27 protein-coding genes are annotated in these 25,688 nt (G+C 71.8%); 14 read left to right on the forward strand and 13 right to left on the reverse strand.

Annotated features, from left to right (window positions below; translation table 11 throughout):
- Positions 1 to 85: 85 nt before the first annotated feature.
- The 5 genes from AB0B66_RS34780 to AB0B66_RS34800 all read right to left on the reverse strand — a co-directional run bounded on the left by AB0B66_RS34780 (position 86) and on the right by AB0B66_RS34800 (position 4,852).
- Positions 86 to 1,285 (reverse strand): hypothetical protein, encoded by a 1,200-nt coding sequence (locus tag AB0B66_RS34780; RefSeq protein ID WP_360538054.1) that lies wholly within the window; start codon positions 1,283 to 1,285, stop codon positions 86 to 88.
- 2 nt (positions 1,286 to 1,287) lie between these two features.
- Entirely contained in the window at positions 1,288 to 1,806 is a 519-nt protein-coding gene (locus AB0B66_RS34785; RefSeq protein ID WP_360538056.1) for a SigE family RNA polymerase sigma factor, read from the reverse strand.
- 123 nt (positions 1,807 to 1,929) lie between these two features.
- A complete protein-coding gene (locus tag AB0B66_RS34790; RefSeq protein ID WP_360538058.1) occupies positions 1,930 to 2,892 on the reverse strand; it encodes a class I SAM-dependent methyltransferase in 963 nt (320 codons plus the stop codon).
- A 103-nt stretch (positions 2,893 to 2,995) separates the two neighbouring features.
- Positions 2,996 to 4,303 (reverse strand): MFS transporter, encoded by a 1,308-nt coding sequence (locus AB0B66_RS34795; protein ID WP_360538060.1) that lies wholly within the window; start codon positions 4,301 to 4,303, stop codon positions 2,996 to 2,998.
- Positions 4,304 to 4,354: 51 nt separating this feature from the next.
- Positions 4,355 to 4,852, reverse strand: a complete 498-nt coding sequence (locus AB0B66_RS34800) for an NUDIX domain-containing protein (RefSeq protein WP_360538062.1) — start codon at positions 4,850 to 4,852, stop codon at positions 4,355 to 4,357.
- A gap of 64 nt (positions 4,853 to 4,916) precedes the next feature.
- On the opposite strand from AB0B66_RS34800, the gene AB0B66_RS34805 reads away from it, so the two are divergent.
- From AB0B66_RS34805 to AB0B66_RS34820, 4 genes are all read left to right on the forward strand, one after another.
- The gene (locus tag AB0B66_RS34805; protein WP_360538064.1) at positions 4,917 to 5,942 is read left to right on the forward strand and encodes a Ku protein; all 1,026 of its coding nucleotides are present in this window, start codon (positions 4,917 to 4,919) and stop codon (positions 5,940 to 5,942) included.
- 35 nt (positions 5,943 to 5,977) lie between these two features.
- On the forward strand, positions 5,978 to 6,796 hold the full coding sequence (locus AB0B66_RS34810) for a DNA ligase (RefSeq protein ID WP_360538119.1): 819 nt from the start codon (positions 5,978 to 5,980) through the stop codon (positions 6,794 to 6,796).
- Entirely contained in the window at positions 6,793 to 7,623 is an 831-nt protein-coding gene (gene ligD, locus AB0B66_RS34815; RefSeq protein WP_360538066.1) for a non-homologous end-joining DNA ligase, read from the forward strand. The genes AB0B66_RS34810 and ligD overlap by 4 nt, the downstream gene beginning before the upstream one ends.
- A gap of 393 nt (positions 7,624 to 8,016) precedes the next feature.
- On the forward strand, positions 8,017 to 8,745 hold the full coding sequence (locus AB0B66_RS34820) for a helix-turn-helix transcriptional regulator (protein WP_360538068.1): 729 nt from the start codon (positions 8,017 to 8,019) through the stop codon (positions 8,743 to 8,745).
- Here the strand turns inward: AB0B66_RS34820 and AB0B66_RS34825 are convergent.
- Positions 8,723 to 10,393, reverse strand: a complete 1,671-nt coding sequence (locus AB0B66_RS34825; RefSeq protein WP_360538121.1) for a DNA repair helicase XPB — start codon at positions 10,391 to 10,393, stop codon at positions 8,723 to 8,725. The two genes, AB0B66_RS34820 and AB0B66_RS34825, sit on opposite strands and share 23 nt — an antisense overlap.
- Before the next feature lie 133 nt (positions 10,394 to 10,526).
- On the opposite strand from AB0B66_RS34825, the gene AB0B66_RS34830 reads away from it, so the two are divergent.
- Positions 10,527 to 11,342, forward strand: a complete 816-nt coding sequence (locus tag AB0B66_RS34830; protein WP_360538070.1) for a L,D-transpeptidase family protein — start codon at positions 10,527 to 10,529, stop codon at positions 11,340 to 11,342.
- A 199-nt stretch (positions 11,343 to 11,541) separates the two neighbouring features.
- Here AB0B66_RS34830 and AB0B66_RS34835 read toward each other — a convergent pair whose 3' ends face one another.
- Both AB0B66_RS34835 and AB0B66_RS34840 read right to left on the reverse strand, forming a co-directional pair.
- Complete coding sequence (locus AB0B66_RS34835) at positions 11,542 to 11,787, reverse strand: hypothetical protein (protein WP_360538072.1); 246 nt, start codon at positions 11,785 to 11,787, stop codon at positions 11,542 to 11,544.
- 85 nt (positions 11,788 to 11,872) lie between these two features.
- Entirely contained in the window at positions 11,873 to 14,272 is a 2,400-nt protein-coding gene (locus tag AB0B66_RS34840) for a helicase-associated domain-containing protein (RefSeq protein WP_360538074.1), read from the reverse strand.
- Positions 14,273 to 14,463: 191 nt separating this feature from the next.
- On the opposite strand from AB0B66_RS34840, the gene AB0B66_RS34845 reads away from it, so the two are divergent.
- A complete protein-coding gene (locus tag AB0B66_RS34845) occupies positions 14,464 to 14,850 on the forward strand; it encodes a cold-shock protein (protein WP_360538076.1) in 387 nt (128 codons plus the stop codon).
- Positions 14,851 to 14,944: 94 nt separating this feature from the next.
- Here AB0B66_RS34845 and AB0B66_RS34850 read toward each other — a convergent pair whose 3' ends face one another.
- Positions 14,945 to 15,748, reverse strand: coding sequence for a 1,4-dihydroxy-6-naphthoate synthase (locus tag AB0B66_RS34850; RefSeq protein WP_360538078.1), 804 nt, complete (start codon positions 15,746 to 15,748; stop codon positions 14,945 to 14,947).
- Positions 15,745 to 15,915 carry a DUF2530 domain-containing protein gene (locus AB0B66_RS34855; RefSeq protein ID WP_360538123.1) on the reverse strand — a complete coding sequence of 57 codons (171 nt, stop codon included), beginning with the start codon at positions 15,913 to 15,915 and terminating at the stop codon, positions 15,745 to 15,747. Before AB0B66_RS34855 ends, AB0B66_RS34850 begins: the two co-directional genes overlap by 4 nt.
- Before the next feature lie 93 nt (positions 15,916 to 16,008).
- On the opposite strand from AB0B66_RS34855, the gene AB0B66_RS34860 reads away from it, so the two are divergent.
- Positions 16,009 to 16,821 (forward strand): hypothetical protein, encoded by an 813-nt coding sequence (locus AB0B66_RS34860; RefSeq protein ID WP_360538080.1) that lies wholly within the window; start codon positions 16,009 to 16,011, stop codon positions 16,819 to 16,821.
- On the forward strand, positions 16,818 to 17,444 hold the full coding sequence (locus tag AB0B66_RS34865) for a futalosine hydrolase (RefSeq protein WP_360538082.1): 627 nt from the start codon (positions 16,818 to 16,820) through the stop codon (positions 17,442 to 17,444). Before AB0B66_RS34860 ends, AB0B66_RS34865 begins: the two co-directional genes overlap by 4 nt.
- A 3-nt stretch (positions 17,445 to 17,447) precedes the next feature.
- Here AB0B66_RS34865 and AB0B66_RS34870 read toward each other — a convergent pair whose 3' ends face one another.
- Positions 17,448 to 18,206, reverse strand: coding sequence for a DUF3027 domain-containing protein (locus tag AB0B66_RS34870; protein WP_360538084.1), 759 nt, complete (start codon positions 18,204 to 18,206; stop codon positions 17,448 to 17,450).
- A gap of 130 nt (positions 18,207 to 18,336) precedes the next feature.
- Between AB0B66_RS34870 and AB0B66_RS34875 the strand changes: the two genes are divergently transcribed.
- The 6 genes from AB0B66_RS34875 (at position 18,337) to thpR (ending at position 23,505) form a co-directional block, all read left to right on the forward strand.
- On the forward strand, positions 18,337 to 19,776 hold the full coding sequence (locus AB0B66_RS34875; protein ID WP_360538086.1) for an NCS2 family permease: 1,440 nt from the start codon (positions 18,337 to 18,339) through the stop codon (positions 19,774 to 19,776).
- An 85-nt stretch (positions 19,777 to 19,861) separates the two neighbouring features.
- Positions 19,862 to 20,293 (forward strand): MarR family transcriptional regulator, encoded by a 432-nt coding sequence (locus AB0B66_RS34880; protein WP_360538125.1) that lies wholly within the window; start codon positions 19,862 to 19,864, stop codon positions 20,291 to 20,293.
- A gap of 109 nt (positions 20,294 to 20,402) precedes the next feature.
- Complete coding sequence (locus AB0B66_RS34885) at positions 20,403 to 21,698, forward strand: MFS transporter (protein WP_360538088.1); 1,296 nt, start codon at positions 20,403 to 20,405, stop codon at positions 21,696 to 21,698.
- 168 nt (positions 21,699 to 21,866) lie between these two features.
- Positions 21,867 to 22,319, forward strand: coding sequence for an RDD family protein (locus AB0B66_RS34890; protein WP_360538090.1), 453 nt, complete (start codon positions 21,867 to 21,869; stop codon positions 22,317 to 22,319).
- A gap of 95 nt (positions 22,320 to 22,414) precedes the next feature.
- A complete protein-coding gene (locus AB0B66_RS34895; RefSeq protein WP_360538092.1) occupies positions 22,415 to 22,963 on the forward strand; it encodes a hypothetical protein in 549 nt (182 codons plus the stop codon).
- A complete protein-coding gene (gene thpR / locus AB0B66_RS34900) occupies positions 22,963 to 23,505 on the forward strand; it encodes an RNA 2',3'-cyclic phosphodiesterase (RefSeq protein WP_360538094.1) in 543 nt (180 codons plus the stop codon). Before AB0B66_RS34895 ends, thpR begins: the two co-directional genes overlap by 1 nt.
- A gap of 112 nt (positions 23,506 to 23,617) precedes the next feature.
- On the opposite strand, the gene AB0B66_RS34905 is transcribed toward thpR, so the two are convergent.
- Both AB0B66_RS34905 and sepH read right to left on the reverse strand, forming a co-directional pair.
- Positions 23,618 to 24,604, reverse strand: a complete 987-nt coding sequence (locus AB0B66_RS34905) for an aldo/keto reductase (protein WP_360538096.1) — start codon at positions 24,602 to 24,604, stop codon at positions 23,618 to 23,620.
- A gap of 54 nt (positions 24,605 to 24,658) precedes the next feature.
- Positions 24,659 to 25,678: a septation protein SepH gene (gene sepH / locus AB0B66_RS34910; protein ID WP_360538098.1), complete on the reverse strand. Its 1,020-nt coding sequence runs from the start codon at positions 25,676 to 25,678 to the stop codon at positions 24,659 to 24,661.
- Positions 25,679 to 25,688: the final 10 nt, after the last annotated feature.

The raw sequence follows: 25,688 nt of genomic DNA on the forward strand, positions 1-25,688 counted from the left end.
GCTTTCCTCGGGATGGCAGCCCTGGGCGATGGGAAGGGCACCTTCTACATCGCAAAGCGATAAGAAGGTGCCCTTCCTTTGGTCCTCAGCGGCAGTGCCACTGGACGGGGACACTGGTCTCGCCTTCGAAGGAGTCGCCGGCGATCCTGCCGTCGTCGGCGACGGAGCTTGCTCTCGTCCTGCCCCCGGCGACGATCGGCGGCAGGACGAGCGCGACGCCATCGACGAGCACCTCGCCCCTCGGGATCCCGGTGACGACCCAGCCGGAGGCGTTCACGCCGGTGCCGAGGTCGCGGGTGAGCTCCGTCGCCTCGCCGGTGCGCAGGTTCCACAGCATCACCGTCGGACCCTTCTGCCCCTCGCGCCAGGCGCCCCCGGTCACCCAGTCGCCGCGCGCGGCGGTCGCGTTGGTGGTCGTTCCGGCAGGGCCGGTGAGCTTCCGGCCGTTGCCCTTCTGGTCCCACACGTACGCGTCGCGGCCGCTCCCGTTCTCGCCGACGCCGCCGATGATCCGGCCGTCGTCGGTGATGCCGCGCACGCCGGCGTGCTTGGGCAGGGGGAGGATCACCGGGTTGGTCGTGCCGGCCCGCCACATCGCGACGACCGTGCGGGAGTCGTCGTCATAAGCGTTCTGCGGCTTCGCGTTGATCACCATGTCGCCCGCCGCGTTGATGAACGGGTGTGGGAAGAGCCAGGTCTTGCCGACCGGCGCGCGCAGCATGGTGACCTTGCCGTTCTGGTACCGGTAGGCGCGGGAGGCGCTGCCGCCGGACATGCCGACGACCACCCCGTGCTCGTTGATCGCGTCGATGCTCGCCGACGTCGGGTCGATCGGCAGGACCTTCGGCTTGCCGTCGGTCCACAGGATCGGGATGAAGTTCTGGCCGACGACCGCGTGACCGCCGATGTAGCGCCCGGTCGGGTCGGCGGTGCTGACCTCGACTCTGCGGAAATTCGGCAGGGTCTTCCAGGTCTGGTACTCCGGGGGCATGGCCAGCGCGGTGACCGTGCACACCGGCGGGCCGGCCGGGCTGGGTGAGGGCGCGACGCTCGCGGATGCCGACGCGGTCACGCTGGTGGCCGGGCCGGGCTGCCCGGTCGGGCCGAGGGCCAGCGGGGCGACGCCGAGCACGGTCAGCGCGACCGCGAGCGTGCCGCCAACTCCGGCCAGCCTGCGGTGGCGTGTCCTGCGCCGGCCCACGTGCAGCACCCGGGCCACGTCGACCCCGGTGGGCGGCACGTCCGTCGCGTTCAGCAGCGCCCGGAACTCTTCTTCCTCGTACATGGTCAGCGACCTCCTCGACCGTGGGCTTCGGCCGGCTCGGGCGCGGCCATGATGGTGCGCAGCGTGGCCAGCCCGCGCGAGGACTGGCTCTTCACGTTGCCGGTGGAACAGCCGAGCGCCTGCGCCGTCGCCTCGACCGACAGGTCGCTGAAGTAGCGGAGCACGAGGATGGCGCGCTGGCCCCGGGGCAGCTGCTGCAGCGCGGCGATGACCGAACTGCGCTCCTCGTAGCCGTCGTCGGGGGTGTACGGCCGCTCCGGCACGGTGTCCCGCAGGAACACCCGGGACCAGCGGGATCGCTTCAGGTCGAGGAAGCGCCGCGTCATGATCCGGTACACGTACCCGTCGAGGTTGTCGACCGACCTGGCCTGCCGCCACCTCCCGTACAGCGAGAGCAGCGTCGCCTGGACGACGTCGTCGGCCGTGTGGGTGTCGCCGCACAGGAAGAACGCGGTGCGATGCAACCGGACCAGGCGCGCCGAGACGTACTCGGCGAAGTCGCCGTCGGATTCTTGCGACATCCGTCTACCTCCAAACTTCTGTCGCCCTCACATCGGCGGCCGCGGACCGAAAGGTTGCATGGCCGACAGGAAAAGCGACGGCCCCGGATCAGCTGATCCGGGGCCTCGAAGCGCAGGCGTGCGTCACAGGGGCGGGACGAAGTCCCAGAACGCCCCGTGGCGGTGGTAGGTGTGGTCGCAGCGGATGCAGGTGGCGGTCTCCAGCGTCCAGTTCAGCCGGGTCATGCAGACCGGGCAGACCACGCGCCGGGCCAGGCCCGCCAGCTCCGGCGGCAGGTCCGCGGTGTGCCCGCCCGGCCGGTCGTACGCGGGCTGGGCCGGGTCGTGCCGCCGGGCGACGACGAACTGGCTCGGCCCCCACCAGCCCTTGCCCCAGGTCTGCGCGACCACCTCCATGCCGTGCACGAACGGGCGGGCCAGCCGGTTCGCGCGCGGGGCGACCTTCTCCCACTGCCGGAAGTTGTTCACGCTCGCGCCCAGCGAGGTGCGCCAGCCGAGGTCGCCGAGCCGCTCGCGGACCGCGCCGAGCCGGAAGTTCCAGAACTGCTCCTCGACGCCCATGGCCACCGGGTCCGGGCTGCGCACCTCGCGCAGCTGCCCGCAGCGCAGCCCGCGGGCCAGGCCCAGCACATGGTGCTTGATCGGCACGTCGACCAGCCAGCGGCTGCCCACGGTGCGGCTCATCTCGGTCAGGCCGCGGTCGACGTCGGACAGGTGGTGCAGCACCCGGACCACCATGCCCGCGTCGAAGGCGAAGTCCCGGAACGGGATGCGGTAGAGGTCGGCGCGGACCAGGTGCAGTCGGCCGGCGGCGACCTCGGCGGCGTGCCGCTCGCCCGCGTTGCGCAGGTTGGTCGCCGAATAGTCCATGATCACCGCGTGTGCGGCCCGGGGCAGGTAGTGCCCCGAGTTGCGGCCGAACGCGCCGCCGAAGTCGGCGAACCAGGCGGGTCGGCCCAGCTTGGGCACCAGCCGCCGGAGCACCCGCTGCTCGGCCCACAGCTCGTAGTCCCGGCCCGACCAGTACTCGCGGTAGTCGTAGCCGTTGGCGTCGTAGTCGATGACGTCGATGGGTGTGGTCTGCATGCGAACGCCCCGTCCCGCTTAGCGAATTGCCCAATCAGGAGGCTAATCGACAAGCGGTCCAAAAATGCCTGAAAAGGCAGAAACCTTCCGCGGGCTGAATCGTTCACGCCGGAGTCGGGGCTTCGGCCGGCCGGAGCGCGGCGAGTTCGGCGGCGCGGGCGGCCTCCTCGGCCTGTTTGCGGGCCAGGCCCTCGCGGCCGTCGTACCGCAGGAAGGCGGGCAGGGCGGCGGCCAGTGCGCCGGTGCCGGCCACGCAGAGCACCCCGCCCCAGACGACCGCGCCGCTGTAGCCCCACCAGCGGGCGCTGAGCCCGGCGCGGGTCTGCCCCAGCATCGGGCCGGTCAGGTAGGACAGCATCTCGATGCCGGCCAGCCGGCCGCGCAGGTGGTCGGGGATGGTCTGGTTCCAGATCACACCCCGGAACAGCCCGGAGATCATGTCCGAGGCGCCCGCGACGACCAAGCCGAGCAGCGCCAGCCACAGCGAGCCGGCCAGGCCGAACAGCACGATGCCCAGGCCCCACGCGCCCGCCGCGACCAGCACCGCCAGGCCGTGCCGGTGCACCCGGGCGGTCCAGCCGGAGGTGATCGTGACCAGCAGGGAGCCGGTGGCCAGCGCGGCGTAGAAGAGGCCGAGCACCGACGCGCCGCCGTACTTGTCGGCGACCCACGGGTAGAGGGCGACCGGGAACGCGAAGAACATCGCGTTGATGTCGACCAGGTAGGTGCCAATCAGTTCGGGGCGGCTGCGGGCATACCGGACGCCCTCGACGACGGAGCGCAGCGACGGGCGCTCGGCGGCCTCCGGCGGGGCGACCGCACGCACCAGGCCGAAGCAGATCAGCGAGATCGCGAAGGTGGCCAGGTCGAACCCGAACACCCAGGCCACATCAAGGTTGGCGATCATGAGACCGGCCAGCGTCGGGCCCGCGATCTGGGCGACCTGCCAGCGCAGCGAGTTGAGCGCGCCGACCGACGCCATCTCCTCGGCGGGGGCCAGCCGCGGCATCATCGCGTCCATCGCCGGGCGGTGGATGCCGTCGACCGCGGCGGCCAGGCCGGCGATGACGAACAACACCCAGACCTGGGGGCTGCCGACCAGCGCGTTGAGCAGCAGCAGGCCGGTCAGGACGGCCAGGCCCGCCTCGGCCCAGAAGACGAGCTTGCGGCGGTCCACGTAGTCGGCCAGCGCGCCGCCCACGAACGCCATGAACAGCAGTGGGACCAGTTCCACCACGCCCAGCAGGCCGACGATCAGCGGGTCGCCGGTCATCTGCTTGAGCTGGAACGGGATGGTCACGTACGTGATCATCGAACCGAAGCTGCTGACCCCGGCCGCCGTGTACACCAGCCGGAAGTCGCGCCGGCGCAGCGGCGTCAGGTCCAGCGCGAAGCGCCTCTTGCTCGTCACGTGCGCCGATACTGCCTGCCGAGCCGCGTCACCGGCAAGCGGGTATCCGGCTCAGTCGGAGTAGATCTGGCCGGTCTCCTCGAACCGGGCCAGGTGGTCCAGCGTCCAGCGCACCGCGCCCGAGGTCGGCTCGGGCAGGTCGTCCGGGGCGAACCAGCCCGCGTCGGCGGCCTCGTCCGGGTCGGGGGTCAGCTCGCCGGAGATCTCGGTCAGCAGGTACGACCCGGAGACGTGCTGGTAGGTGTCGCCGAAGATGTTCGTGAAGGTGTACTGCGGCCCGGACAGGAAGGCGAACAGCGTCGCCTGGCCGGCCTTGAGCCCGGTCTCCTCGAACGTCTCCCGGATCGCGCAGTCGCGCATCGACTCGCCCAGTTCCATCGCCCCGGCGGGGAAGGCCCAGTACCCGTTGTCGGTGCGCTTGATCAGCAGGATCCGGCCCTGCTCGTCCCGGATGACACCGCGCGCCCCCAGAAAGAAGAGCGTCGCGTCGCCCATGGCCGCGCGCATCCTGCCGTGGTACGAGTTCACCCAGCCGTCGTCAGAACCCATGCGAGCCAGCCTAGATCCCCCGGACTACCGGCGGTACAGGGCGTGTAGTGGGCATACTTCCCATATGAGGGCGATCTGGAAAGGCGCCGTCTCGTTCGGCCTGGTCTCCATCTCGGTGAAGCTCTACTCCGCGACGGAGGAGAAGGACATCCGCTTCCACCAGGTGCACCGCGCCGACGGCGGACGGATCAAATATCAGCGTGTCTGCTCACTCGACGGCGAGCAGGTCAGCTATGACCAGATCGCCAAGGGGTACGACGTGGGCGGCGGCGAGATCGTGGTGCTCACCGACGACGACTTCAAGAACCTGCCGCTGACCAGTTCGCGGGCCATCGAGGTGCTGGAGTTCGTGCCCAACGAGCAGATCGACCCGATCCTCTACGACAAGGCCTACTACCTGGAACCCGACGGCGCGGCCGGGGTGAAGCCGTACCTGCTGCTGCGCGAGGCCCTGGAGAACGTGGACCGGGTCGCGGTGGTGAAGGTGGCCCTGCGCCAGCGGGAGACCCTGGCGACGGTACGGGTGCACGAGGGCGTGCTGGTGCTCAACACCATGCTGTGGCCGGACGAGGTGCGCGAGGCCGCGTTCGACTTCCTCGACGACGAGGTGAAGCTGCGCCCGCAGGAGGTCAAGATGGCCGCCTCGCTGGTCGACTCGATGTCGGGCGACTTCCACCCGGAGGAGTTCACCGACTCCTACCGCGAGGCGCTGCAGCAGGTCATCGACGTGAAGATCGGCAAGAAGGACACCGTGGTGCAGCCGACCACCGAGGAGCCGATCGCGCCCACGATCGACCTGATGGCGGCGCTGCGTCAGTCCGTGGAACGGGCCCGCGCGGCCCGCGGTGGAGCGGCGGAGCAGGCGGAGAAGCGCACCGGCCACGCCACCGTCACGCCGATCAAGAAGGCCGCCAAGGCCGAGCCGGAGCACGCCGAACCCGCGCCGAAGAAGGCCGCAGCCCGCAAGGCGGCGCCCGCGAAGGCCGCCGCGTCCGCGAAGGCGGGATCCGGGGACGACGGCGCGAAGAAGTCGACCACGAAGAAGGCGGCGGTCAAGAAGACGCCGGCGAAGAAGGCCAAGGCAGCTTGATCCGGGTTCCGCCCGGCCGAGCGGCCATCGCGCCGATGCTGGCGACGGCCGGCCCGCTGCCGAGCGGGCCGCTGTGGGCGTACGAGGTGAAGTGGGACGGTTACCGGGCCGTCTACGCGGGCGGGCGGTTCCTCGGCCGGTCCGGGCGGCAGCTGGCCGGACCCGCACTGCCGCTGTTTCCCGAGGTGCTGGACGGCGAGCTGGTCGCGTTCGACGCGGCCGGACTGCCCAGCTTTCACGCCATGCAGCAGGGCGTCGCCCCCGTGTACGTCGCCTTCGACGTGATCCGCCCCGAACTGACCTACGACCAGCGTCGCGAGGTGCTGGACGCGCTCGGCCTGCCGGCGGCCACCCCCGCAGCGACCGTGTCGCCAAGCTTCGACGACGGTTCGGCGACGGTGGCGGCCGCCCGCGAACTCGGCCTGGAAGGGGTCATGGCCAAGCGCCGCGCCTCGCGTTACCAGCCCGGAGTCCGCTCACCCGACTGGATCAAGTGGAAGTTCGTGCACACCGGCGACTTCGTGATCGGCGGCTGGCGTGAGGGAGCCCGTCCGCTCGGAGCGCTGCTCATCGGCACGCCGCTGCCCGACGGCACCCTGCGCTACCGGGGCCGGGTCGGTGGTGGCCTGACCGTACGCACCGAACGGGCGCTGCTGCCGGTGCTGCGGGAACTGGTCCGGCCCGGCTCGCCGTTCACCGGCCCGGCCGAGCCGGCGACCTGGGTGGAGCCGCTGCTGGTGGTCGAGGTCCGCTACAGCGAGATCACCCCCGACGGCCGCCTGCGTTTCCCGATCTTCCTGCGGCTGCGCCCGGACAAGCTGCCCGGCGACTGCCTCGGGGAGGACTGCGGATGAAGGTCAGCGTCGACTCCCGCGAGCTGAGCCTGTCCAACCTGGACAAGCCGCTCTATCCCGACGGCACCACCAAGGCCGAGGTGATCGACTACTACCACCGGATCGCCCCCGTGATGCTGCCGCACCTGGCCGACCGCGCGCTGACCCGCATCCGCTTCCCCGACGGCGCGGACCGGCCGGGCTTCTTCGAGAAGAACGCCCCGCCCAAGAAGCCCGCCTGGGTGCCCGTCTCCCCGGACGGCCTGATCATCTGCCAGGAACCGGCGACCCTGGTCTGGCTGGCCAACCTCGCCGCCCTGGAACTGCACACCCACCAGTGGAAAGTCGGCGCCCCCGGCCCCGACCGCGTGGTCTTCGACCTCGACCCCGGCCCGCCCGCGGGCCTGGACGAGTGCCGCGTCGTCGCCCTGGCCCTGCGCGACCGCCTGGCCGTCGACGGCCGTGCGGCCTACCCGAAGACGTCCGGTCGCAAAGGCATGCAGGTCACCAGCACTTTCGCGGGCAGCTTCGACGATGTCATGACCTACGCCCGGGACATCGCCGCCGAGTTCGCCGCCGCCGCCAAAGACATGGTCACCGACCAGATGGCCAAGGAGCTGCGACCGGGCAAGGTCTTCATCGACTGGAGCCAGAACAACCAGGCCAAGACGACGGTATGCGTGTACTCCCTGCGCGCCGGCCCCACGCCCACCGTCTCGGCCCCCCTGACCTGGGACGAGGTCGCCCACGCCGACTTCACCGCAGCCTCCTTCGGCCCTGCCGAGGTCCTCGACCGCGTCTCCCGTCTCGGCGACCTCCACGCCGCCCTGGCCTCCGCACCCGACTGACCGGCGGCCCCACCGCGCTCATCCGGTTGCGGCCCGCCGAGTTCACCGTGCCCGCTAGGGCAGGTCGCCGGACTGCCTGCCCGTGGGTTCGGCTGCACGGCCCGCTGCCTAGCCGCACCGCACGCCCGCCCCAGGGCCGGTCCACCCGAGGGCGGTCTCGCCCAGAGGCGGGGGATCCTTCCCGTCGCCAATCGGTGCGGGCGCTTCCCCATCGGCCGCAGGAAGAGGGGTGACTTCCCGCCGCTACATCTATTTTGATGTGGCCACATCAAATAGATGTAGCCGCATCGCGGAGACCCTTCTGCTGCCGGGTTATCCACAGGTGCTGCGGTCTATAAGCCGGCTTGTCCACAGCCCCTTTCGGCTTGGGCGTTCGGTGACGAGGATGAGGTTGTGGACGAGGCGGTGGACGTGCGGCAGGAGACGCTGGCCGGCCAGCTCGGCTGGTTGCTGCAGGACCGGCGGCAGCGGCGCGGATGGAGCCAGCACCAGCTCGCCGAACGCGCGGCGATCTCGCAGCAGCAGATCTCCCGATTCGAGCGCGGAGCGCTCGGGGTCACGGCTGGGCTGGCCGACCGCCTCTTCGCGGAACTCGGCTTGCGGCTGCGGGTGGATGTCGAGGCGGCGGAAGGTCCGCTGGACGAGATGATCGACCGGGTGCGGGCCGAGCTGGCCGAGCGGCAGCGCATGGTGCTCGCCGACTTCCGATTGCTGACGGTGCTGAGCAAACCGGGCTTCGCCTACGTGATCGACGGGACGGCGGCGGCGCTGCTGCAGGGCGTGCCGGTCGCGGCGAGGCGGATCGACCTGCTGGTGGCCGAGGCCGAGCTGGACCTGCTGGCGGAGTGGGTCTACGTGGTGCCGGGGCTGCGGCGACGGAACGAGCGGCATCGGGACTTCTCGCGGTACGACATCGATCCGCGGGACGCCGGGCCGTTGTGGTGGGGCACGGCACTGGTCGAGCTGAAGGTGCGGCTGGTGGCGGAGCTGCCGCGGCCGGTGCTCGTCACCGTGGCGGAGGCCGATGGGGACGAGCACCGGGTGGCGGTGCGGGCGTTGCCGGCCGTCGAGGCCGACTTCGCCGAGGTGGCGCGGGTGCTCAGCCGCCTGCGGGCCCGCTGAGCACGTCGTCGGCGTCGACGATGGTGTACGCGTAACCCTGCTCGGCGAGGAAGCGCTGGCGGTGCGCGGCGTACTCGGTGTCGATGGTGTCGCGGGAGACGACCGTGTAGAAATGCGCCTGGCGGCCGTCGCCCTTGGGGCGCAGCACCCGGCCCAGGCGCTGGGCCTCCTCCTGGCGCGAGCCGAACGTGCCCGACACCTGCACCGCCACCGCCGCCTCGGGCAGGTCGATGGAGAAGTTGCCGACCTTGGACAGGATCAGCGTGCGCAGCGAGCCGGCCCGGAACGCGTCGAACAGCCGCTCGCGCTCCTTGTTCGTGGTGCCGCCGTGCACGATCGGGGTGGGCACGCCCTGCTCGTCCAGGTAGCGGCCGATCTCATGCAGCTGCTCCAGGTAGGCCCCGATCACCAGGACCTGCTCGTCGGCGTGCCGCTGGATCAGCGCCTCGATCACCGGCAGCTTGGCCTTCGCGGTGGCCGCGAACTTGTACTTCTCCTCCGGCTCGATCGCGGCGTAGGCCAGCCGGTCGGCGTCGGGCAGGGTGACCCGGATCTCCGTGCAGTCGGCGGGTGCGATCCAGCCCTGGGCCTCGATGTCCTTCCACGGCGCGTCGTACCGCTTGGGGCCGATCAGGCTGAACACGTCGCCTTCCTTGCCGTCCTCGCGGACCAGGGTGGCGGTCAGGCCGAGCCGACGGCGGGCCTGCAGGTCGGCGGTGAACCGGAACATCGGCGCGGGCAGCAGGTGCACCTCGTCGTAGACGATCAGACCCCAGTCGCGCGCGTCGAATACGTTGAGGTGCGGGAACGTGCCGTTACGGCGGGTCGTGAGCACCTGGTAGGTGGCGATGGTGACCGGCCGGATCTCCTTGCGCTCGCCGGAGTACTCGCCGATCTCGTCCTCGGTCAGGGTGGTGCGGGCCAGCAGCTCGCGCTTCCACTGCCGGCCGGCGACCGTGTTGGTGACCAGGATCAGCGTGGTCGCGCTCACGTCGGCCATCGCGGCCGCGCCGACCAGGGTCTTGCCCGCGCCGCAGGGCAGCACGACGACGCCCGAGCCGCCGGCCTGGAAGTGCTCCACCGCCTCGCGCTGGTATGAGCGCAGCTGCCAGCCGTCCTGGCGCAGGGCGATCGGGTGGGCCTCGCCGTCGACGTAACCGGCCAGGTCCTCGGCGGGCCAGCCGAGCTTGAGCAGCACCTGCTTGAGGTGGCCGCGCTCGGACCCGTGCACGGCGATGGTGTCGGGGTCGAGCTGCGCGCCGAGCATCCCGGCGACCTTCTTCGACTTGGCCACCTCGACCAGCACCGCGCGGTCCAGCCCGCGCAGCACCAGCCCGTGCGCGGGGTCGTTGAGCAGCTGCAGCCTGCCGTACCGGTCCATGGTCTCGGCGACGTCGACCAGCAGCGAGTGCGGCACCGGGTAGCGGGAGAAGCGCAGCAGCGCGTCCACCACGCCCTCGGCGTCGTGCCCGGCCGCGCGGGCGTTCCACAACCCCAGCGGCGTCAGCCGGTACGTGTGCATGTGCTCCGGCGAGCGCTCCAGCTCCGCGAACGGGGCGATGGCCATCCGGCAGGCGGACGCGTCAGGGTGGTCGACTTCGAGCAGCAGGGTCTTGTCGGACTGGACGATCAGCGGGCCGTTCGTCATGCTCACCTCGCGCTGGGGATGGAAGGTCAACGTTCCAGTCTCCCACGGTCTGGCCGAACGGCTGGCAACCGTTCGTGCAGCGTGAGCGTCTATCATCCCGACACCGGCGGACATCGAAACCTGGGGAGGCCTGGTGCGCCGTTTTCTCGTAGGCCTGTTAGCTGTCACGACACTGGCCCTGGCGGCCGGTTGCGATCCGAAGGACCCGAACGCGGGCGGCAAGCCCGACTTCGTGGCCGCGCCGACAGACCAGCCCGTCCCGGCACCCGCTTCGAGCGCCCCGGAGCCGAGCGTGGCGCCGTCGCCCAGCGTGGTGCCGTCGCCGACGAAGAAGCCGACGACCAGCCCGACACCGGCCGGCTGCCCGCAGGGGGAGTACCAGAAGGTCGTCGAGCAGGCGCTGGCCACGCTCGGTGCGTACGGCAAAGTGACCGTGGACGGCAAGCAGTCCGCCGCCGACTGCGCCGCGATCAAGAAGTTCCAGAAGCGCTTCGACATCCGCCCCGTCAACGGCAAGGCCGGGCCGCTGACCCGCAGCGTGTCGCAGCGGCTGGTCAACTCGAAGCCGAGCAGGTGCAACGCGGGTAACGCCCTCACCGCCTGCATCGACCTGACCAACCAGACCACGTGGATCATGAGCGGTGGAAAGGTGATCTACGGTCCGACGGTGACCCGTACCGGCATGGCGGGCTACACCACGCCCACCGGTTCGTACACGATCCACGACCGGCAGACGAAGAACTGGTCGACCGACTGGGACGTGTGGCTGCCGCTGTGGCAGCGGATCGTGGAGGGAAAGGGCTTCCACACCACCACGACCTATATCCACAACAGCAGCATCGGCTCGCACGGTTGTGTCAACCTGCTGCCCGTCGACTCGCAGAAGTACTGGAACACGCTCAAGAGCGGTACCGCGGTCAAGATCTTCGGGCGCCGTCCGGGTACCTGATAGATGCTCCTCCGTACGGTTGGTGAGGGTCAGTCGTTCGGATTAAAACGAGACTAAGCCGCAACCGCTGACCGTCCGGGATGCGTAATCCGATTGCCGTGCGCGTTCGGGGCGCCAAACGGGGGCGAGCGCAACGTCAGATGGGCCGTGGCGGTTAGGGGCAGCCACGGCCCATCACCCTTTTCGGGTCAGCGCAGGGTCACCTGCGGCTGCGGTAGGTCGCCCCGGCCACCGACAGCACCAGCAGCAGGAAGATGCCGCTGCCGATCGATTCCCCGGCCGCGTCCACCACGTTGCGGCGCAGGCCCAGCCAGGCGTAGAAGAACCAGGCCACCAGCCCGCCGCCGACCGCACCAGCGATCATGAGGAGGTTGCGCGATGGCCCCCGCGCCGAGGGTCGGGCCGGTTCGATCTGCTCGGCCGCCGTCTCCTGGTCAGTCGTCATCGTTTCCCATCCCTTCCCGGTTCCAGCGTGCCATCCGGTGCCCGATTGCGGCTGAAATGCCAGGCATTAGAGGGATAGGGAGACGTCAGTCAGCCGGTGCCGCCGCGGTGATCCGGTGCAGGGCGAAGGTGTGCAGGGTCTCCGTGCGGTCGTCCTCGGCACGCAGGTAACCCGCTCCGATGGAGACCGGGCGGACCAGCCGGGAGGCGTTGGCGCCGTGCGCGTCCACGTACCCCACCCAGACCTTGGCCTTGTCGCGGACCGCCTGCTGGAGCACCGCCAGTGCGTGGCTGTGCGCCTGCACCGCGGTCAGGCTGGACATCGGCTGCCCGGCCGCGGCCCGCACCTCGGCGGGCGCGCGGCGGGCGGCGCGGGCGCGGGCGTCCCCACGGCGGATCTCCTCGACGATGCCGAGCAGCCGCGGCGCGGTGAGCCCGGGGGCGTCGAGGGCGTCGGGCGACGGCTCCAGTGCGGGGCGGGCCGCCGCACGGCGCACCTTCGGCCGGGTCAGCACCGCCGCGCCGGTGGCGTCCTCGGGGACCGGTGAGTACCCGGCGTCGCGCATCGCGGTCAGCAGCCGGGCCGAGCTGAACGGGGTCACCAGCACCGTCGGCGCTAGCCGCCGCAGTTGCAGCCCGCTCAACCGCCGGTCGGCCAGCGCCGCCGAGATCAGCCCTTCGTCGTCGCTGCGCAGGTAACTCGTGGCGGTGCCCGTACGCAGCCCGCCGTGGGTGCGCGACACGTCGTCCACGAGGTAGGTCAGCGCCTGCGGCACCGGGGTCCGGGAGCGGCGCGCGAACAGCGTGTGCAGGTCCGGCCCGGCGTACCCGGCGTCCAGCGCGCGGCGCAGGCTCGCCGCGGTGACCCGGTAGACGCTGGCCCCGCCGCCCGACTCGTGCTCGGCGACCAGGTCCAGTTCGGCGGCGAGCGCCGGCTCCGGCGGCCCCGGCACCACCACGGTCAGGTCGGCCTGGATCAGCACGTGGTCCACCGGCGGTGGCAGCAGCTTCGCCAGCGCGACCGCCACCGGAGTCTCCTCCGGGGGCAGCTCGCCCTCCGGCCGCCGCCCCAGCGGGTCGTCGTCGCTCCCGGCCGCGGCCGCCTGCTCCACCAGCACCCGGCCGTAGCCGGTGAGCGCGCCCAGGGCGGTGACGCCCAGGTCGGCGGCCTCGGCCAACGCCTCGCGGTGCAGGTCCTCCCGGCCGCGCAGCCGTCGCGGGGCCTGCCAGCGCAACCATTCCAGCAGCTCGTCGGCGTCCGGCCCGGTCCCGGGCAGCAGCTCGCCGAGCGCCGTCAGCACCGCCCGCCGGACCGCGGGCGTACCGGCCCGCTCCAACTGCGGCGACAGCACGGTCAGCGGCTTGTCCTTCAGGTCACGCTGCCCGGCCAGCCCCGGCTGCCGCGGCATGGCCAGCCACGCCCCGGCCAGCAGCGTCCAGCGCTGGGCCAGCGGGGCCACCCGCCACTGGTCGTACCCGGCCGCGGGCAGGAACGCCACCTCCGAACCGAGCTCCAGCTCGCCGATCAGCCCGGCGGCGGCGGCGGTCTCCAGCAGCAGCCCGGCCAGCGGCTCGGTGATCCCGGCCGCCTTGGCCAGGCGGCGCAGCGGCAGCACCCCGATGCCCCCGGCGCGCAGCACCGCGGCGGGCTCGTCGCTCAGCGCCTCCAGCAGATCCTCGGTATGCCGCACCACGGTCATCGCCTGGCCCGCACCGGCCCGGTCCACCGTGGTCGTCGCACGCGGCGCGGCGCTGATGGTGGGCGGCAGCGGATGCAGCGGGCCCAGCGGACCCGCGTCGCGGCGCAGCAGCAGGCCCAGCTCGCGGGGCAGCTCGACGGAGCCCTCCGCGGTCTCCACCAGTAGATGGTGTTCGAGCAGCCAGGCCACCGGCTCGGTGCGATTGGTGGTGGTGCCCACCGGAGGGCCCTCGGCCAGCCGGTCCAGCACCGCGCGGGCGGCGGGCGGCGCGGCCAGCAGCGTGCGGCGCAGCCGCGCCGGGTCGGTGACCAGCGCGACGACCGCGCCTTTCAGATCGGCGGCGGTGTCCAGTTCGACCGCGGGACGGCCAAGACCGGCCAGGTACGGCGAGCACACCTCGTCGACGGTGGGCACCAGCCGCAGCGTGTCCGGGTCGCCGGGGCTCGCCGGGTACAGCAGGAACCGGGCGCGCAGCCGTTCGATCGCCTCGGCCACCCGGGCCGGTTCCGGCCCCCCGGTCGGGGCGCAGGCCATCGCCACGATCGCCGCGGCCGAGGTGGTGCCGTCCGATGGGGACCGGGTGAACCGGGCCGCGTCGAGCACCTCCAGCGTGAACCGGTCGAGCGTGTCGAGCGTGCGCGCCACCGACACCCGGGTCTGGGCCCGCGCGGCCAGCACCGTCAGGTCGGTGGGCACGGGGGTGATCAGGTCGGGGCGCAGGCGGAGCAGCGCGCCGAGGCCGTCGTCGGACAGCGCGCGAAGGTGGTCGGACAGCTCGGTGCTCATCGTGCCTCCACGCTATCCGGTCCGCGGTGCGCGCGCGGCAGTCGGAAGGACGGGACGGTCACGCGGAACCGGGGATTCCAGTTGGGCCCCCGGATCACGATCGCTAGCCTTGTCAGCGGGCCACCGACGGCGTGGTCCCTCAGACGTGCCGGGCGCCGGGCGCCCGCGGGGAAAGAAGCAGGTGTGCGGTAGTGCCTACGGGTCGCGTGAAGTGGTACGACACGGAGAAGGGCTTCGGCTTCCTGACCCGTGACGAGGGTGGCGACGTCTTCGTGCACAAGGCCGCGCTGCCCAACGGCGTGGACGAGCTCAAGCCCGGCCAGAAGGTCGAGTTCGGGGTCGCCGCGGGCCGCAAAGGCGACCAGGCGTTGCAGGTCAAGCTGATCGACGCGCCGCCCTCGCTGCAGGAGCTGCGCCGCCGTCCCGCCGACGAGCTGAACAACATGATCGAGGACATGATCAAGGTGCTGGAGTCCAAGGTCCTCCCGGACCTCAAGCGTGGCCGCTTCCCCGAGAAGAAGACCGCCCAGGCCCTCGCCCACGCCCTCCACACCATCGCCCGCGACCTGGAAGTCTGACCTACCTCCACAAGATCAGCCGACTTGCCTGGCACATGGGCGTTCCGGGGTTCCGGATTCGCCCGGGTGCCAGGCAAGTTCGTAGCTCAAGGAGTTACAGGTCGACCGAGGGGACCAGGCCGGCTGCGGCGGCGCGGTGTAGCAGGGCACGGGCGGCGGCGTGGCCGTCGGGGCCGAGGTCCTCGGTGAAATCGTTGACGTACAGCTTGATGTGCTGGTCGACGACGTCGGGCTCCATCTCCTGGGCGTGCGCGAGCACGTATGCGCGGCTGGCTTCGGGGTCGGCCCAGGCGGCCCGGACGGAGGTCCGGATCCAGTCCGCGGCTGCCGCGGCGTCGACGGCGCCCCGCTTGGCGAGGATCGCGCCGAGCGGGATGGGCAGGCCGGTGTCGGTCTCCCACCACTCGCCGAGGTCGACCAGGCTCGTCAGCCCGTACCGCTGATAGGTGAAGCGGGCCTCGTGGATCACCAGGCCGGCGTCGTACCGCCCGGCTGCGACCCCGGGCATGATCTCGTGGAACGGCACCACCTCGATGCGCCCCGGAATCTGTCCGGTCTGCTCCGCCCACAGCCGGAACAGCAGGTAGGCCGTGGTGCGGTCACCGGGGACGGCCACGGTCGCGCCGGTGATGTCGGCGCGGCCCGCAGTCAGCAGCAGCGGCCCGCAGCCGCGTCCCAGCGCCCCGCCACAGGGCAGCAGCTCGTAGGTGTCCAGCAGCCACGGCAGCGCCGCGTAGCTGACCTTGACCAGGTCGAAGCGCCCGTCGAGGGCGGCCGTGTTGGTGACGTCCACGTCGGCGAAGGTCACGTCCAGCTCCGGTGCGCCGGGCACCAGGCCGTGCACCAGTGCGTGGAAGACGAAGGTGTCGTTCGGACACGGCGAGAAGGCGATCTTCATGAGCGGCGCGCCTTCCGGTGCCGGTCGTGCACGATCATGGTGGCGAGGCCGGGCAGGCCCCACAGCACACCGGCGACGCAGATCCACAGCCAGCTGGAGTGACCGTTGGCCGACAGCCAGTCGCGGAAGAACAACAACACGATCCCGACCAGCGCGAACGCGGCCATGCCGCCGAGAGCGAAGGGGACGGTCGGGGGGTCCAGCGGTTTGGGTGGTTCCAAGGGCACGACAACAGCGTACGCGCTGGCAGGATAGGCACCATGCCCCTGCTGCGCGCGCTCCAGACGTTCGCGGACGTCGTGGTCCGGACCATCCGGGTGCTCATCGCCACGGTGAGCAGATCGGTCGTCGGCATCCGCTGGCTCACCCGCACCGCCCTGCGGATCCGGGTCCAGGGTTCGGGCGGCGTCACCGGCGTCGCCCGCCTGTACGACCTGCACGCCGTGGTGGTGGCCGCCGACCTGTCGCTGCTCGTCGGCCTGGTCTGGGCGGTCGCTGCGCCCGGCCGGCTGGAGCTGGCGCTCGCGCTCGGGGTGGGCGCGCTGGTCGCCGTGCCCGCCGGGCTGCTGGTCTCGGGCGCACCCGTGACCGGGCGGGCGCTGATCGGCCTGTCACTGGTGGGCCGCGCCGTCGCGACGCTGCTCGCCGCGCAGTGGCAGCCCGGCTGGATCCTGCTGGCGGCGCTGGTCGCACTGATCCTGCCGCAGTGGGTGGTGCACCTGGTCCTGCTGCGCCGGCTGCTGCCGGCGGGCGCGCACGTGTTCGGTGCACTGTGGGGCGCCGTGCGGTACGCCTCCATCGCAGGCCTGGTCGCGGGGGTGACCGGCCTGGTCATCGGGGCTTTCGTCGCGGGCTGGCCGCTGTGGGTCGCCGCGCTCTGCCTCTCCGTCGGCGCGCTGCTGGCGCTGCGCCTGCCCGCACCGGGCGCTCCGGTCCCCGAACCGGCGAAGCCCGCGCCGTCGACGCCGCCGACCAAGCGGCTGCCGCAGCAGGAGCAGCGCACCATCCCGGAGGGCTTCCACGTGTACCGTCCGTCGTCGCTGGACCCGTCCGACGAGGGGAAGAAGAAGTGACGCTGCTGGTCGTGACGGCGGTCGCCGCCGAGGCCGAGGCGCTGGCCCGCGGCCTGACGCCGGGCGCGGACGTGACCGTGGCCCCGGTCGGGGTCGGCCCGGCCGCGGCCGCCGCGGGCACGGCGCGGCTGCTGGCACTGGCCGGGGACCGCTACCGGGCGGTGGTGTCGGCGGGCATCGGCGGCGGCATCGGCCTCGACCCTGGTGCCACCGTCCTGGCCACCCGCTGCGTGGCCGCCGACCTGGGCGCGGACTCCCCGCAGGGCTTCCTGAGCCTGGACGAGCTGGGTTTCGGCAGCGCCACGGCCGACGTCGACCCCGCGCTGCTGGCCGCGCTGCGCGAGGCGCTGCCGGACGCGGTAACCGGCGAGGTGCTGACCGTATCGACCGTCACCGGCACCGCCGAGGGCACCGCCGAGCTGCTGCGCCGGCACCCGACCGCGGTCGCCGAGGCGATGGAGGGCTACGGCGTGGCCTGCGCCGCCCAGGGCGCGAACCTGCCCTTCGCCGAACTCCGCACCATCTCCAACGTGGTGGGCCCCCGCGACCGCGCCGCCTGGCGCATCGGCGACGCCTTCGCCGCTCTCACGATCGCCGGGGCGGCCCTGGCCGCGCTGGGCTGACCCCTACTCGACCTCTTCGACGACGCCGTCGTCGTAGATGGTGGGCGGGGCGGGGATGACGGTCTCGTCGATGAGGACCTCGCTGTGGCCGCCGCAGCCGTGGTCCAGGGAGACGATGCGGCCGTCGTCGGGGGCGTACACGTTGGCGCAGGCGCCGAACATGCGGCCCAGCGAGCCGCCCAGTTTCACGTAGAACGCGCAGGACACGCAGCGCGCGGTGCGCGGTGCGGCGAGCGAGATCGGGGCGTCGGGGCCGTTCTCGCCGTCGTACCAGCGCTGGGCGGCCTCCTCGCGGCCCAGCGGGGACAGCACGCGCGGGCGGCCCAGGCCGAGCTCCCAGGCGACCTCGTCGACCTCGGGGTCGCCGCCGAGCAGGTAGCCGGGGGTAAGCCGGTCGTCGTCCTCGGGGGTGGGCAGCAGGTCGCCGACGCCCAGGTCACCGGGGTGCAGCCGCTCGTGCCAGGGCACCCAGCCGGGGGCGAGCAGCGCGTCGCCGCCGGGCAGCAGCACCGTCTCGCAGACGGTGACGTGCTTGCTGCGCGGGGCGCGGGTCACCGTGACGGCCCACTGCCAGCCGCGGTAACCGGGCAGGTCGCAGGCGAAGTAGTGGGTGACCACGCGGTCGCCCTCGGCGACCACGTTCAGATGTTCGCCGATGTGCCCGGGTTCCTCGGTGATCGCGGCACGGGCGACGTCGACCGCCTCGGCGCAGGCTTGATCGACTTTCGGGGCGCGGGTGGCGGTCCTGGTCACATTCCCCATTCTTCCTCATCGCTGATTCGGAGTTTCGCTGACCCGGCAGCCCTGGCCGAGGGCCCGCCGGGCCGGTCGCCACGGGACGATCTCCGTGGCTCGGTACACAATCGGCCTTCGATCTGGAACGATGCGCCCCATGAGCACAGCTGGTCCTGGTGTGGTCGGAGCCTTCGACCGCTACTTCGAGATCTCCGCCCGCGGGTCGACGATGTCCCGCGAAGTGCGTGGTGGCCTGGCCACTTTCTTCACGATGGCCTACATCGTGGTGCTGAACCCGCTCATCCTCGGCGGGGGCAAGGACATCGACGGAGTGTCCCTGCCACTGGCGGCGGTGGCGGCGGCGACCGCGCTGATGGCGGGCCTGCTGACGATTCTGATGGGTGTCGTCGGCCGGTTCCCCCTGGCGCTGGCGGCGGGTCTCGGCGTCAACGCCCTCGTGGCGTACGAGATCGCGCCCCTGATGACCTGGGCCGACGCGATGGGTCTGGTGGTCATCGAAGGTGTGATCATCGCGATCCTGGTGCTGACGAACCTGCGGGTGGCGGTCTTCCACAGCGTGCCGATGCAGCTGAAGACGGCGATCGGCGTCGGCATCGGCCTGTTCCTGACCATCATCGGCTTCGTCGACGCCGGCTTCGTACGCTCGACCGGCCAGGGTTCGCCGCCGATCGGGCTGGGCATCGGCGGCAAGATCGTGACCTGGCCGGGCCTGGTCTTCGTGATCGGCCTGCTGGTGACAATCGTGCTGGTGGCGCGCAAGGTCAAGGGTGCGATCCTGATCGGCATCATCGGCACGACCGTGCTGGCGATCATCGTCGAGGCGATCGCGAAGGTGGGCCCCGCGGGCGGCCCCACCGGCACCCCGGCCGGCTGGGCCCTGAACGTGCCGGTCGTCCCGGACAAGTGGGTCGGCAAGCCCGACCTGTCCCTGCTCGGCAACTTCAACGTGCTGGGCGGCTGGCGCAGCGCGGGCATCGTGGTCTGCGCGATGTTCGTCTTCACCCTGCTGCTGACCGACTTCTTCGACACGATGGGCACCATGGTCGCCGTCGCCCAGGAGGGCGGCATGCTGACCGAGGACGGCATGGTCCCGCGTACCAAGGAGATCCTGCTGGTCGACTCGATCGCGGCCGCGGCGGGCGGCGCGGCGAGCACGTCGAGCAACACCTCGTACATCGAGAGCGCGGCGGGTGTCGCCGAGGGCGCGCGGACCGGTTTCGCCAACCTCGTCACCGGTGGCCTGTTCCTGCTGGCGATGTTCCTGGCCCCGCTGGTGACCGTCGTGCCGTTCGAGGCGGCCTCGGTGGCGCTGGTGGTCGTCGGCTTCCTGATGATGACCGCGGTGCGCAACATCGACTGGACCGACTACGAGATCGGCATCCCGGCGTTCCTCACCATCGTGATCATGCCGTTCACGTACTCGATCTCGAACGGCATCGGCGCCGGCGTCATCACGTATGTCCTGATCAAGGCCAGTAAGGGCAAGCTGCGCGACGTGCACCTGCTGCTGTGGATCGTGGCGCTGCTGTTCGTGGTGTATTTCGCCGTGGGTGCGCTGGAGAAGCTGGTTTTCTGAGAGCGTGACCGCTCTCACCTCGGTAAAGGGATATCGTTAGCCAGGCTTATTAGCTAAGCTAATAAGCGTGACGGAGCAGGTGGTGATGGTGACGCAAGCTTCTCCCGAGGAGCTGACCGAGCGGCTCCGCGACGCCATCACCCGGCTCAACCGTCGGCTGCGCCAGGAGCGCCCCGTCGGCGATCTCACCGTTACCCAGCTGTCCGCCCTCACCAGCCTGCGGATCGGCGGCGCGCTCACCCCGCGCGAGCTGTCCGAGGCCGAGCGGGTGCAACCGCCCACGATGACCAAGATCGTGGCGAAGCTGGAGGAACGCGGTCTGATCAGCCGGACGCCGCACCCCACCGACGGGCGGCAGGTTCTGCTGTCGCCCAGCGACCGGGGGCTCGCGGTGCTGGAGGACTACCAGCGGGTGCGCGACGAATGGCTGGCCGGCAAGCTGGCGGGGTTCACCGCCCAGGAACGCGACACGGTGTCCCGTGCCGCGGCACTGCTGGAGCGGCTCGCGCGCGACTGATCGCAGGGGCGCCTGCGATCAGGGCAAGCGGAGGCCTGATCCGTCCGATCCGACCGGGACACCCCGGCCGGTGAGCGGCGACAAGGCTATCCGAGGAGGCGCACTCCGCGTGCGGGCAAGACTGAGCACCACCTTCCGTTCCCTGACGGTTCGCAACTACCGGCTCTTCGCGGGCGGTCAGCTGGTCAAGCTGATCGGCGTGTGGATGATGTACGTCGCCCAGGACTGGCTGGTCCTGGAGCTGAGCAACGACTCCCCGACCGCGCTGGGCCTGGTCACCGCACTGCAGTTCGTCCCCGTCATGCTGCTCACCCTGTACGCGGGCACGCTCGCCGACCGCTTCGACAAGCGCACCCTGCTGATGGTCTCCAACGGGGCCTGGGCCGTGCTCGCCATCGCGCAGGCCGTGCTCATCGCCACCGGGGTCATCCAGCTGTGGCACATCATGGTGTTCGCGGGCCTGCTCGGCGTGGCCCAGGCCATCGAGACGCCGGTGCGCCAGGCGTTCGTCTCGGAGCTCGTCGGCAAGCCGCTGCTGCCCAACGCCCTGTCGCTGTCCGCCGCCACGTTCCAGACCGCCCGCATCACCGGCCCGGCGCTGGCCGGTGTCGCCATCGCCTGGCTCGGCACCGGCCCGGTGTTCCTGGTCAGCACCGTGATGGCGGTGGCTCCGGTGCTCATGCAGGCCCGGATGCGCCCCGCCGAGCTGCACCGCCCCGAGTTGCTGCCGCGCGACGAGCGCGCCGAGGCCAAGGTCGCCGACGGGCTGCGTTACGTGCGCACCCGGCACGACCTGCTGCTGCCGATGGTGATGATGCTGGTCATCGCGATGTTCGGGTACAACTTCCAGCTCACCCTGGCCCTGCTGGCCAAGACCGTGTTCGCCACCGGCGCGGCCACCTTCGGCCTGTTCAACACGGCGCTGGCGGTCGGCTCGCTGGCCGGTGCGCTGGCGGGCACCGCCCGCAAGGGCAGGCCGTCGGTGTACCTGCTGCTCGCCGCCGCGGTCGCGTTCGGCCTGCTGGCCATCGCGGTCGGCGTCGCGCCGACCAAGTGGCTGGTCCTACTGCTGCTGGTGCCGACCGGGTTCAGCACCGTGTTCCTGGCCCAGGCCGCGAACCAGCGGGTGCAGCTCGGCGTCGACGGGGCGTTCCGGGGCCGGGTGATGGCGCTGTACGTGCTGATCTTCCTGGGCACCGCGCCCATCGGGTCGATGGTCATCAGCTGGATCGCGGAGACCTTCGGCGCGGCTGCCGGCATCTGGCTCGGCGGCGCGGTCTCGCTGGTCGCAGCGCTGGGCGCACTGGTGTGGCAGCTGCGGCACGCCGGGGACCGGCTGTCCTTCCAGGCCCGGCCCACGCCCCGGGTGCGCGTCGTGCACGCGGAGAGTGTCGCCGCCGCGTGATGGAATGCGGTCCATGGACCGCGCACCGCGACCCGGTAGCGTCCCACCCGCGCGGCGCGCCACCGGCCGCCCCAAGATCGCTGTTTCGGGTCAGAACCTCTGGTGAGGCCACAGGTTCTGACCGGAAACAGCGATCATGCCGCCCCTAACCCCCCACCGGAGACCGGCTTGAAGCACGCTTCCTGGCTCAGGCGCGTCGGCGTGGCGGTGGTCGACCTGCTGGTCGCCGCCGTGTTCGTCGTTCTCGCCTACGTGATCGACGGGCCCGAGGTCGTCGCGCCGTCGCTCGACCCGCGGACCGGGCAGGTCGTGCCCGGCGCGCCGAGCGGAGGCGGCGTCGTCTACTGGACGGTGCTGCTGACAGGACTCGCAGTCGTCGGATACAACCGGTGGATCCAGGCGGGGGACACCGGCTTCAGCTGGGGCCGTCGGGTGCTGGGAGTCAAGCTCGTCGGCGACGGCACCGGCACACCGGTCGGCGCGAGGCGAGCGTTCCTGCGCGATGTGGCCCACCTCGTCGACGCGCTCATCTGCTACCTGGGCTTCCTGTTCCCGCTGTGGGACGCCAAGCGGCAGACTCTGGCGGACAAGCTCGCCCGCACGGTCGTGGTCGAAGCCTGATCGCGCGAGCGCAGATTATTCCGGCCGCGCGGCCGATGATCGGTGACGTCAATCAACTGGCGAGGAAAGGGCAGGTAGGCATAGTGTCGTTCAATGTGGCGACCGACAGCGCTCTTCCGCTCACTCTCGGAGTGATCGCGCTGGTCGGTATGCCCGGCGCCATCGCCGCCGTGATCTGCGCGGATGACGTCGTCGCCCAGGTGCGCAGCCGGGCTGAGCAGGTCCGGGAGTCCTGGCACGAGCAGCGCACCCTCGACCGCCTGGAGCGCGCGTTCGCCCCGGCCCCGCCCGCCGGCCCGCCGTGGGTCGCCGCGGCCCGGGTCGCCACGGACGCCATCGGCTCCGCCCGGGAGAGCATGGTCCAGTTCGCCGCCGAGCGCCTCAGCGCCGTCGGCCTCGCCCCCGCCTGGCTGCCTCAGCCCGCGTCGGACGGGCCGCCGCTGGTGCCGTTCGAGGAGATCGTCGACCGGCTGCGCGAGCTGCCCCGCGACGACGTCGGCTACGACCAGGCGCTGCGCGACGTTTGCCAGTGCCTCGGCATCGACGAGCACCTGACCGAGGTGGACGGCCTCGACCTGCAGATCGAACGGGTACGCGTCGAGGGCGCGCTCATCGCCGCAGGAGTCGTGTTCGCGGAGGCCTGATGCGCCTGTTCGTCGCCGTCTTCCCGCCGACAGAGGCGGTCGGCCACCTGGCCGCCGTGGTGGACTCTCTCGCTGTCAGCAGGGCCCATGCACGGGTCACACCCACCGAGCGGTGGCACCTGACACTGGCGTTCCTCGGCGAGGTGCCCGATGAGTCGGCCGGAGCCGCCACGCTGGCCCTGTCCGCCGTGGACGGTCCCGTCGGCGAGCTGCGGATCCGGGGCGGCGGAAAGTTCGGCCACGGGCGGTCCACGGTGCTCTGGGCGGGCATCGAGGGCGACGTCGACGGCCTAACCCGGGTGGGCCGGGCGGTACGCCGCGAGCTGCGGGCGCGCCGCCTGCACCCCGACGACAAACGTTTTGCCCCGCACCTGACCATCGCCCGCCCCGGCGACCGGATCGGCCACCCCGAACTCGCCGGCGACCTGGCGACTCTGCACGACTACACCGGTCCGACCTGGCCGGTCACCGAACTCGTGCTGGTGCGCAGCCTGCTCGGCCCGCACCCGTCCTACACACCGCTGGCCCACCACCCGCTCTGAGCCCAACCGCCGCATGCCGTCGACTCCCCGCCGGGCGCGAGCGGCCAGGTGCGCGACGGTTCCGCCCCCGTCCCCGCCCGGTGCGCGTGGCGGGGACGGCGGGCGGCCGGGTTCACCAGGCCCAGGCCTCGGGGCCGGGGCCGCCCTTGCCGATCGGCGGGAACAGCTCGTCGAGGCGGGCCAGCGTGTCCTCGTCCAGGGTGACGGTGAGTGCGCCGAGGGTCTTGTCGAGCTGCTCGGCGGTGCGCGGGCCGATGATCGGGGCCGTCACGCCGGGGCGGGACAGCAGCCAGGCCAGCGCGACGTCGGCGGGGTCGGCGTCGAGGGACTCGCAGAGCTTCTCGTACGCCTCGATGGTGCCGCGGTGCTCGGCCAGCGTGTCGTTCGCCCGGCCCTCGCCGGACCGCCCCGCCGTGCCGTCCTTGATCTTGCGGATCGCCCCGCTCAGCAGCCCGCCGTGCAGCGGCGACCACGGGATGATGCCGACCCCGTACTGCTGCGCGGCCGGGATCACCTCCAGCTCGACGTGGCGCGTCATGAGGTTGTAGATGCACTGCTCGGCGACCAGGCCGAGGAAGTGGCGGCTGCGGGCGGCCTCCTGCGCGGCGGCGATGTGCCAGCCGGCGAAGTTCGACGAGCCGACATAGAGCACCTTGCCCTGGGCGACGAGGGTCTCCATCGCCTGCCAGATCTCCTCCCACGGCGTCTTACGGTCCACGTGGTGCATCTGGTACAGGTCGATGTAGTCGGTCTGCAGGCGGCGCAGCGACGCGTCGGCGGCCTTGACGATGTGCCGGGCGGACAGGCCCTGCTCGTTGGGCCACTCGCCCATCTTCCCGTAGACCTTCGTGGCGAGCACGACCTTGTCGCGGCGGCCCCCGCCCTGCGCGAACCAGCGGCCGATGATGTGCTCGGTGATGCCCTCGCCGATCTTCCAGCCGTACACGTCGGCGGTGTCGAAGAAGTTGATGCCGTGGTCGAGGGCGCGGTCCATGATGGCGTGACTGTCCGGTTCGGACGTCTGGGGACCGAAGTTCATGGTCCCGAGGCACAGCCTGCTGACGGTCAGGCCGGTGCGGCCGACAGTGGTGAACTCCATGAGTCCGACCCTATCCCCGCCGGAACGGTGCCCGGCGGGGCGAAAGGGACGGTTTCAGCTCTCCCGGGCCGCCGGGGCGCCGCCGAACAGCACGTCGTCCCAGCTCGGCAGGCGCTTGCGCGGCTTGTCGCCGGGGCCGGCCGCGGCCGTGGTGTCGGTGGGCTGCCGACGCGGGCGCAGCACGGCCAGCGACGGCACGGCCGGCACCTCCTTGGGCGCGTCGGCGTCTTCGTCGAAAGCGCTGCTGTCGCGGCCGCCGGCCAGCACGGCGCTGGCCGGGCGCTGGCGCGGCGCGTCCGAGGGCACGTCGAGCCCGCGGCCGGGGCCGCTGCCCAGGGGCCGGTCCATCGCGGCGACCAGCGCGTCGCGACCGGCCCGGATCGGGTCGCGGCCGGGGCGGCGCGCGGTGTCGGCCGCGCTGGGCAGGCCGTGGCCGCTGCGGCTGGGCTGCGGCGTCTGGCCCGCGGTCGGGTCCTGGCCCAGGATCTGGGTGGGACGCTCGGCGCACAGGTACTGCGCCATGTCGTCGTGCGGCGACACCGACTGCCGGTTGCGGTCGAGTTCCCAGATCGCCTGCGCGGTTGCCTTGCCGGACGGCCAGGTCGCCACGACGCGCCAGGTGCCGTCGTCGCGGCGGTACGCATCCCAGGAGATCTTCTCCGTGTCGATGCCGTGCTGAGCCAGCCGGCCGTCGACGACGTCGGCGAGGGTCGCGCCCTTGTCCGAGCTCTTCAGCCGGGTGCGCCGCGCGTGCTGGGCGAGCATGGCCCGCTCCTGCAGCACCGGGCCGGCGTAGCGCAGCACGCGGTCCACCGGCACGCCCGCGATGCGGGCCACGTCCTCGGCGCTCTCGCCGGAGCGGATGCGCGACTGGATGTCCCGCGGGGACAGCACGGTGGCCGCGTCGAAGGGCGACGCGGTGATGGTCATGGTGTGCGCGCCGGAGCCGCGGTCGGGGTGCGTCGCCGAGGCGACGCGATCGTCGATGGGCAGCGCGAGCAGACGACCGACCTCGTCCGCGAGCACGAGTGCCTGGCCGTCTTCGGAGAGAGCGACGAACCGTACGGGTCGCATCGTCAGCCTC

Source organism: Catellatospora sp. NPDC049111, assembly GCF_040648615.1.
Taxonomy (GTDB): Bacteria; Actinomycetota; Actinomycetes; order Mycobacteriales; family Micromonosporaceae; genus Catellatospora; species Catellatospora aurea.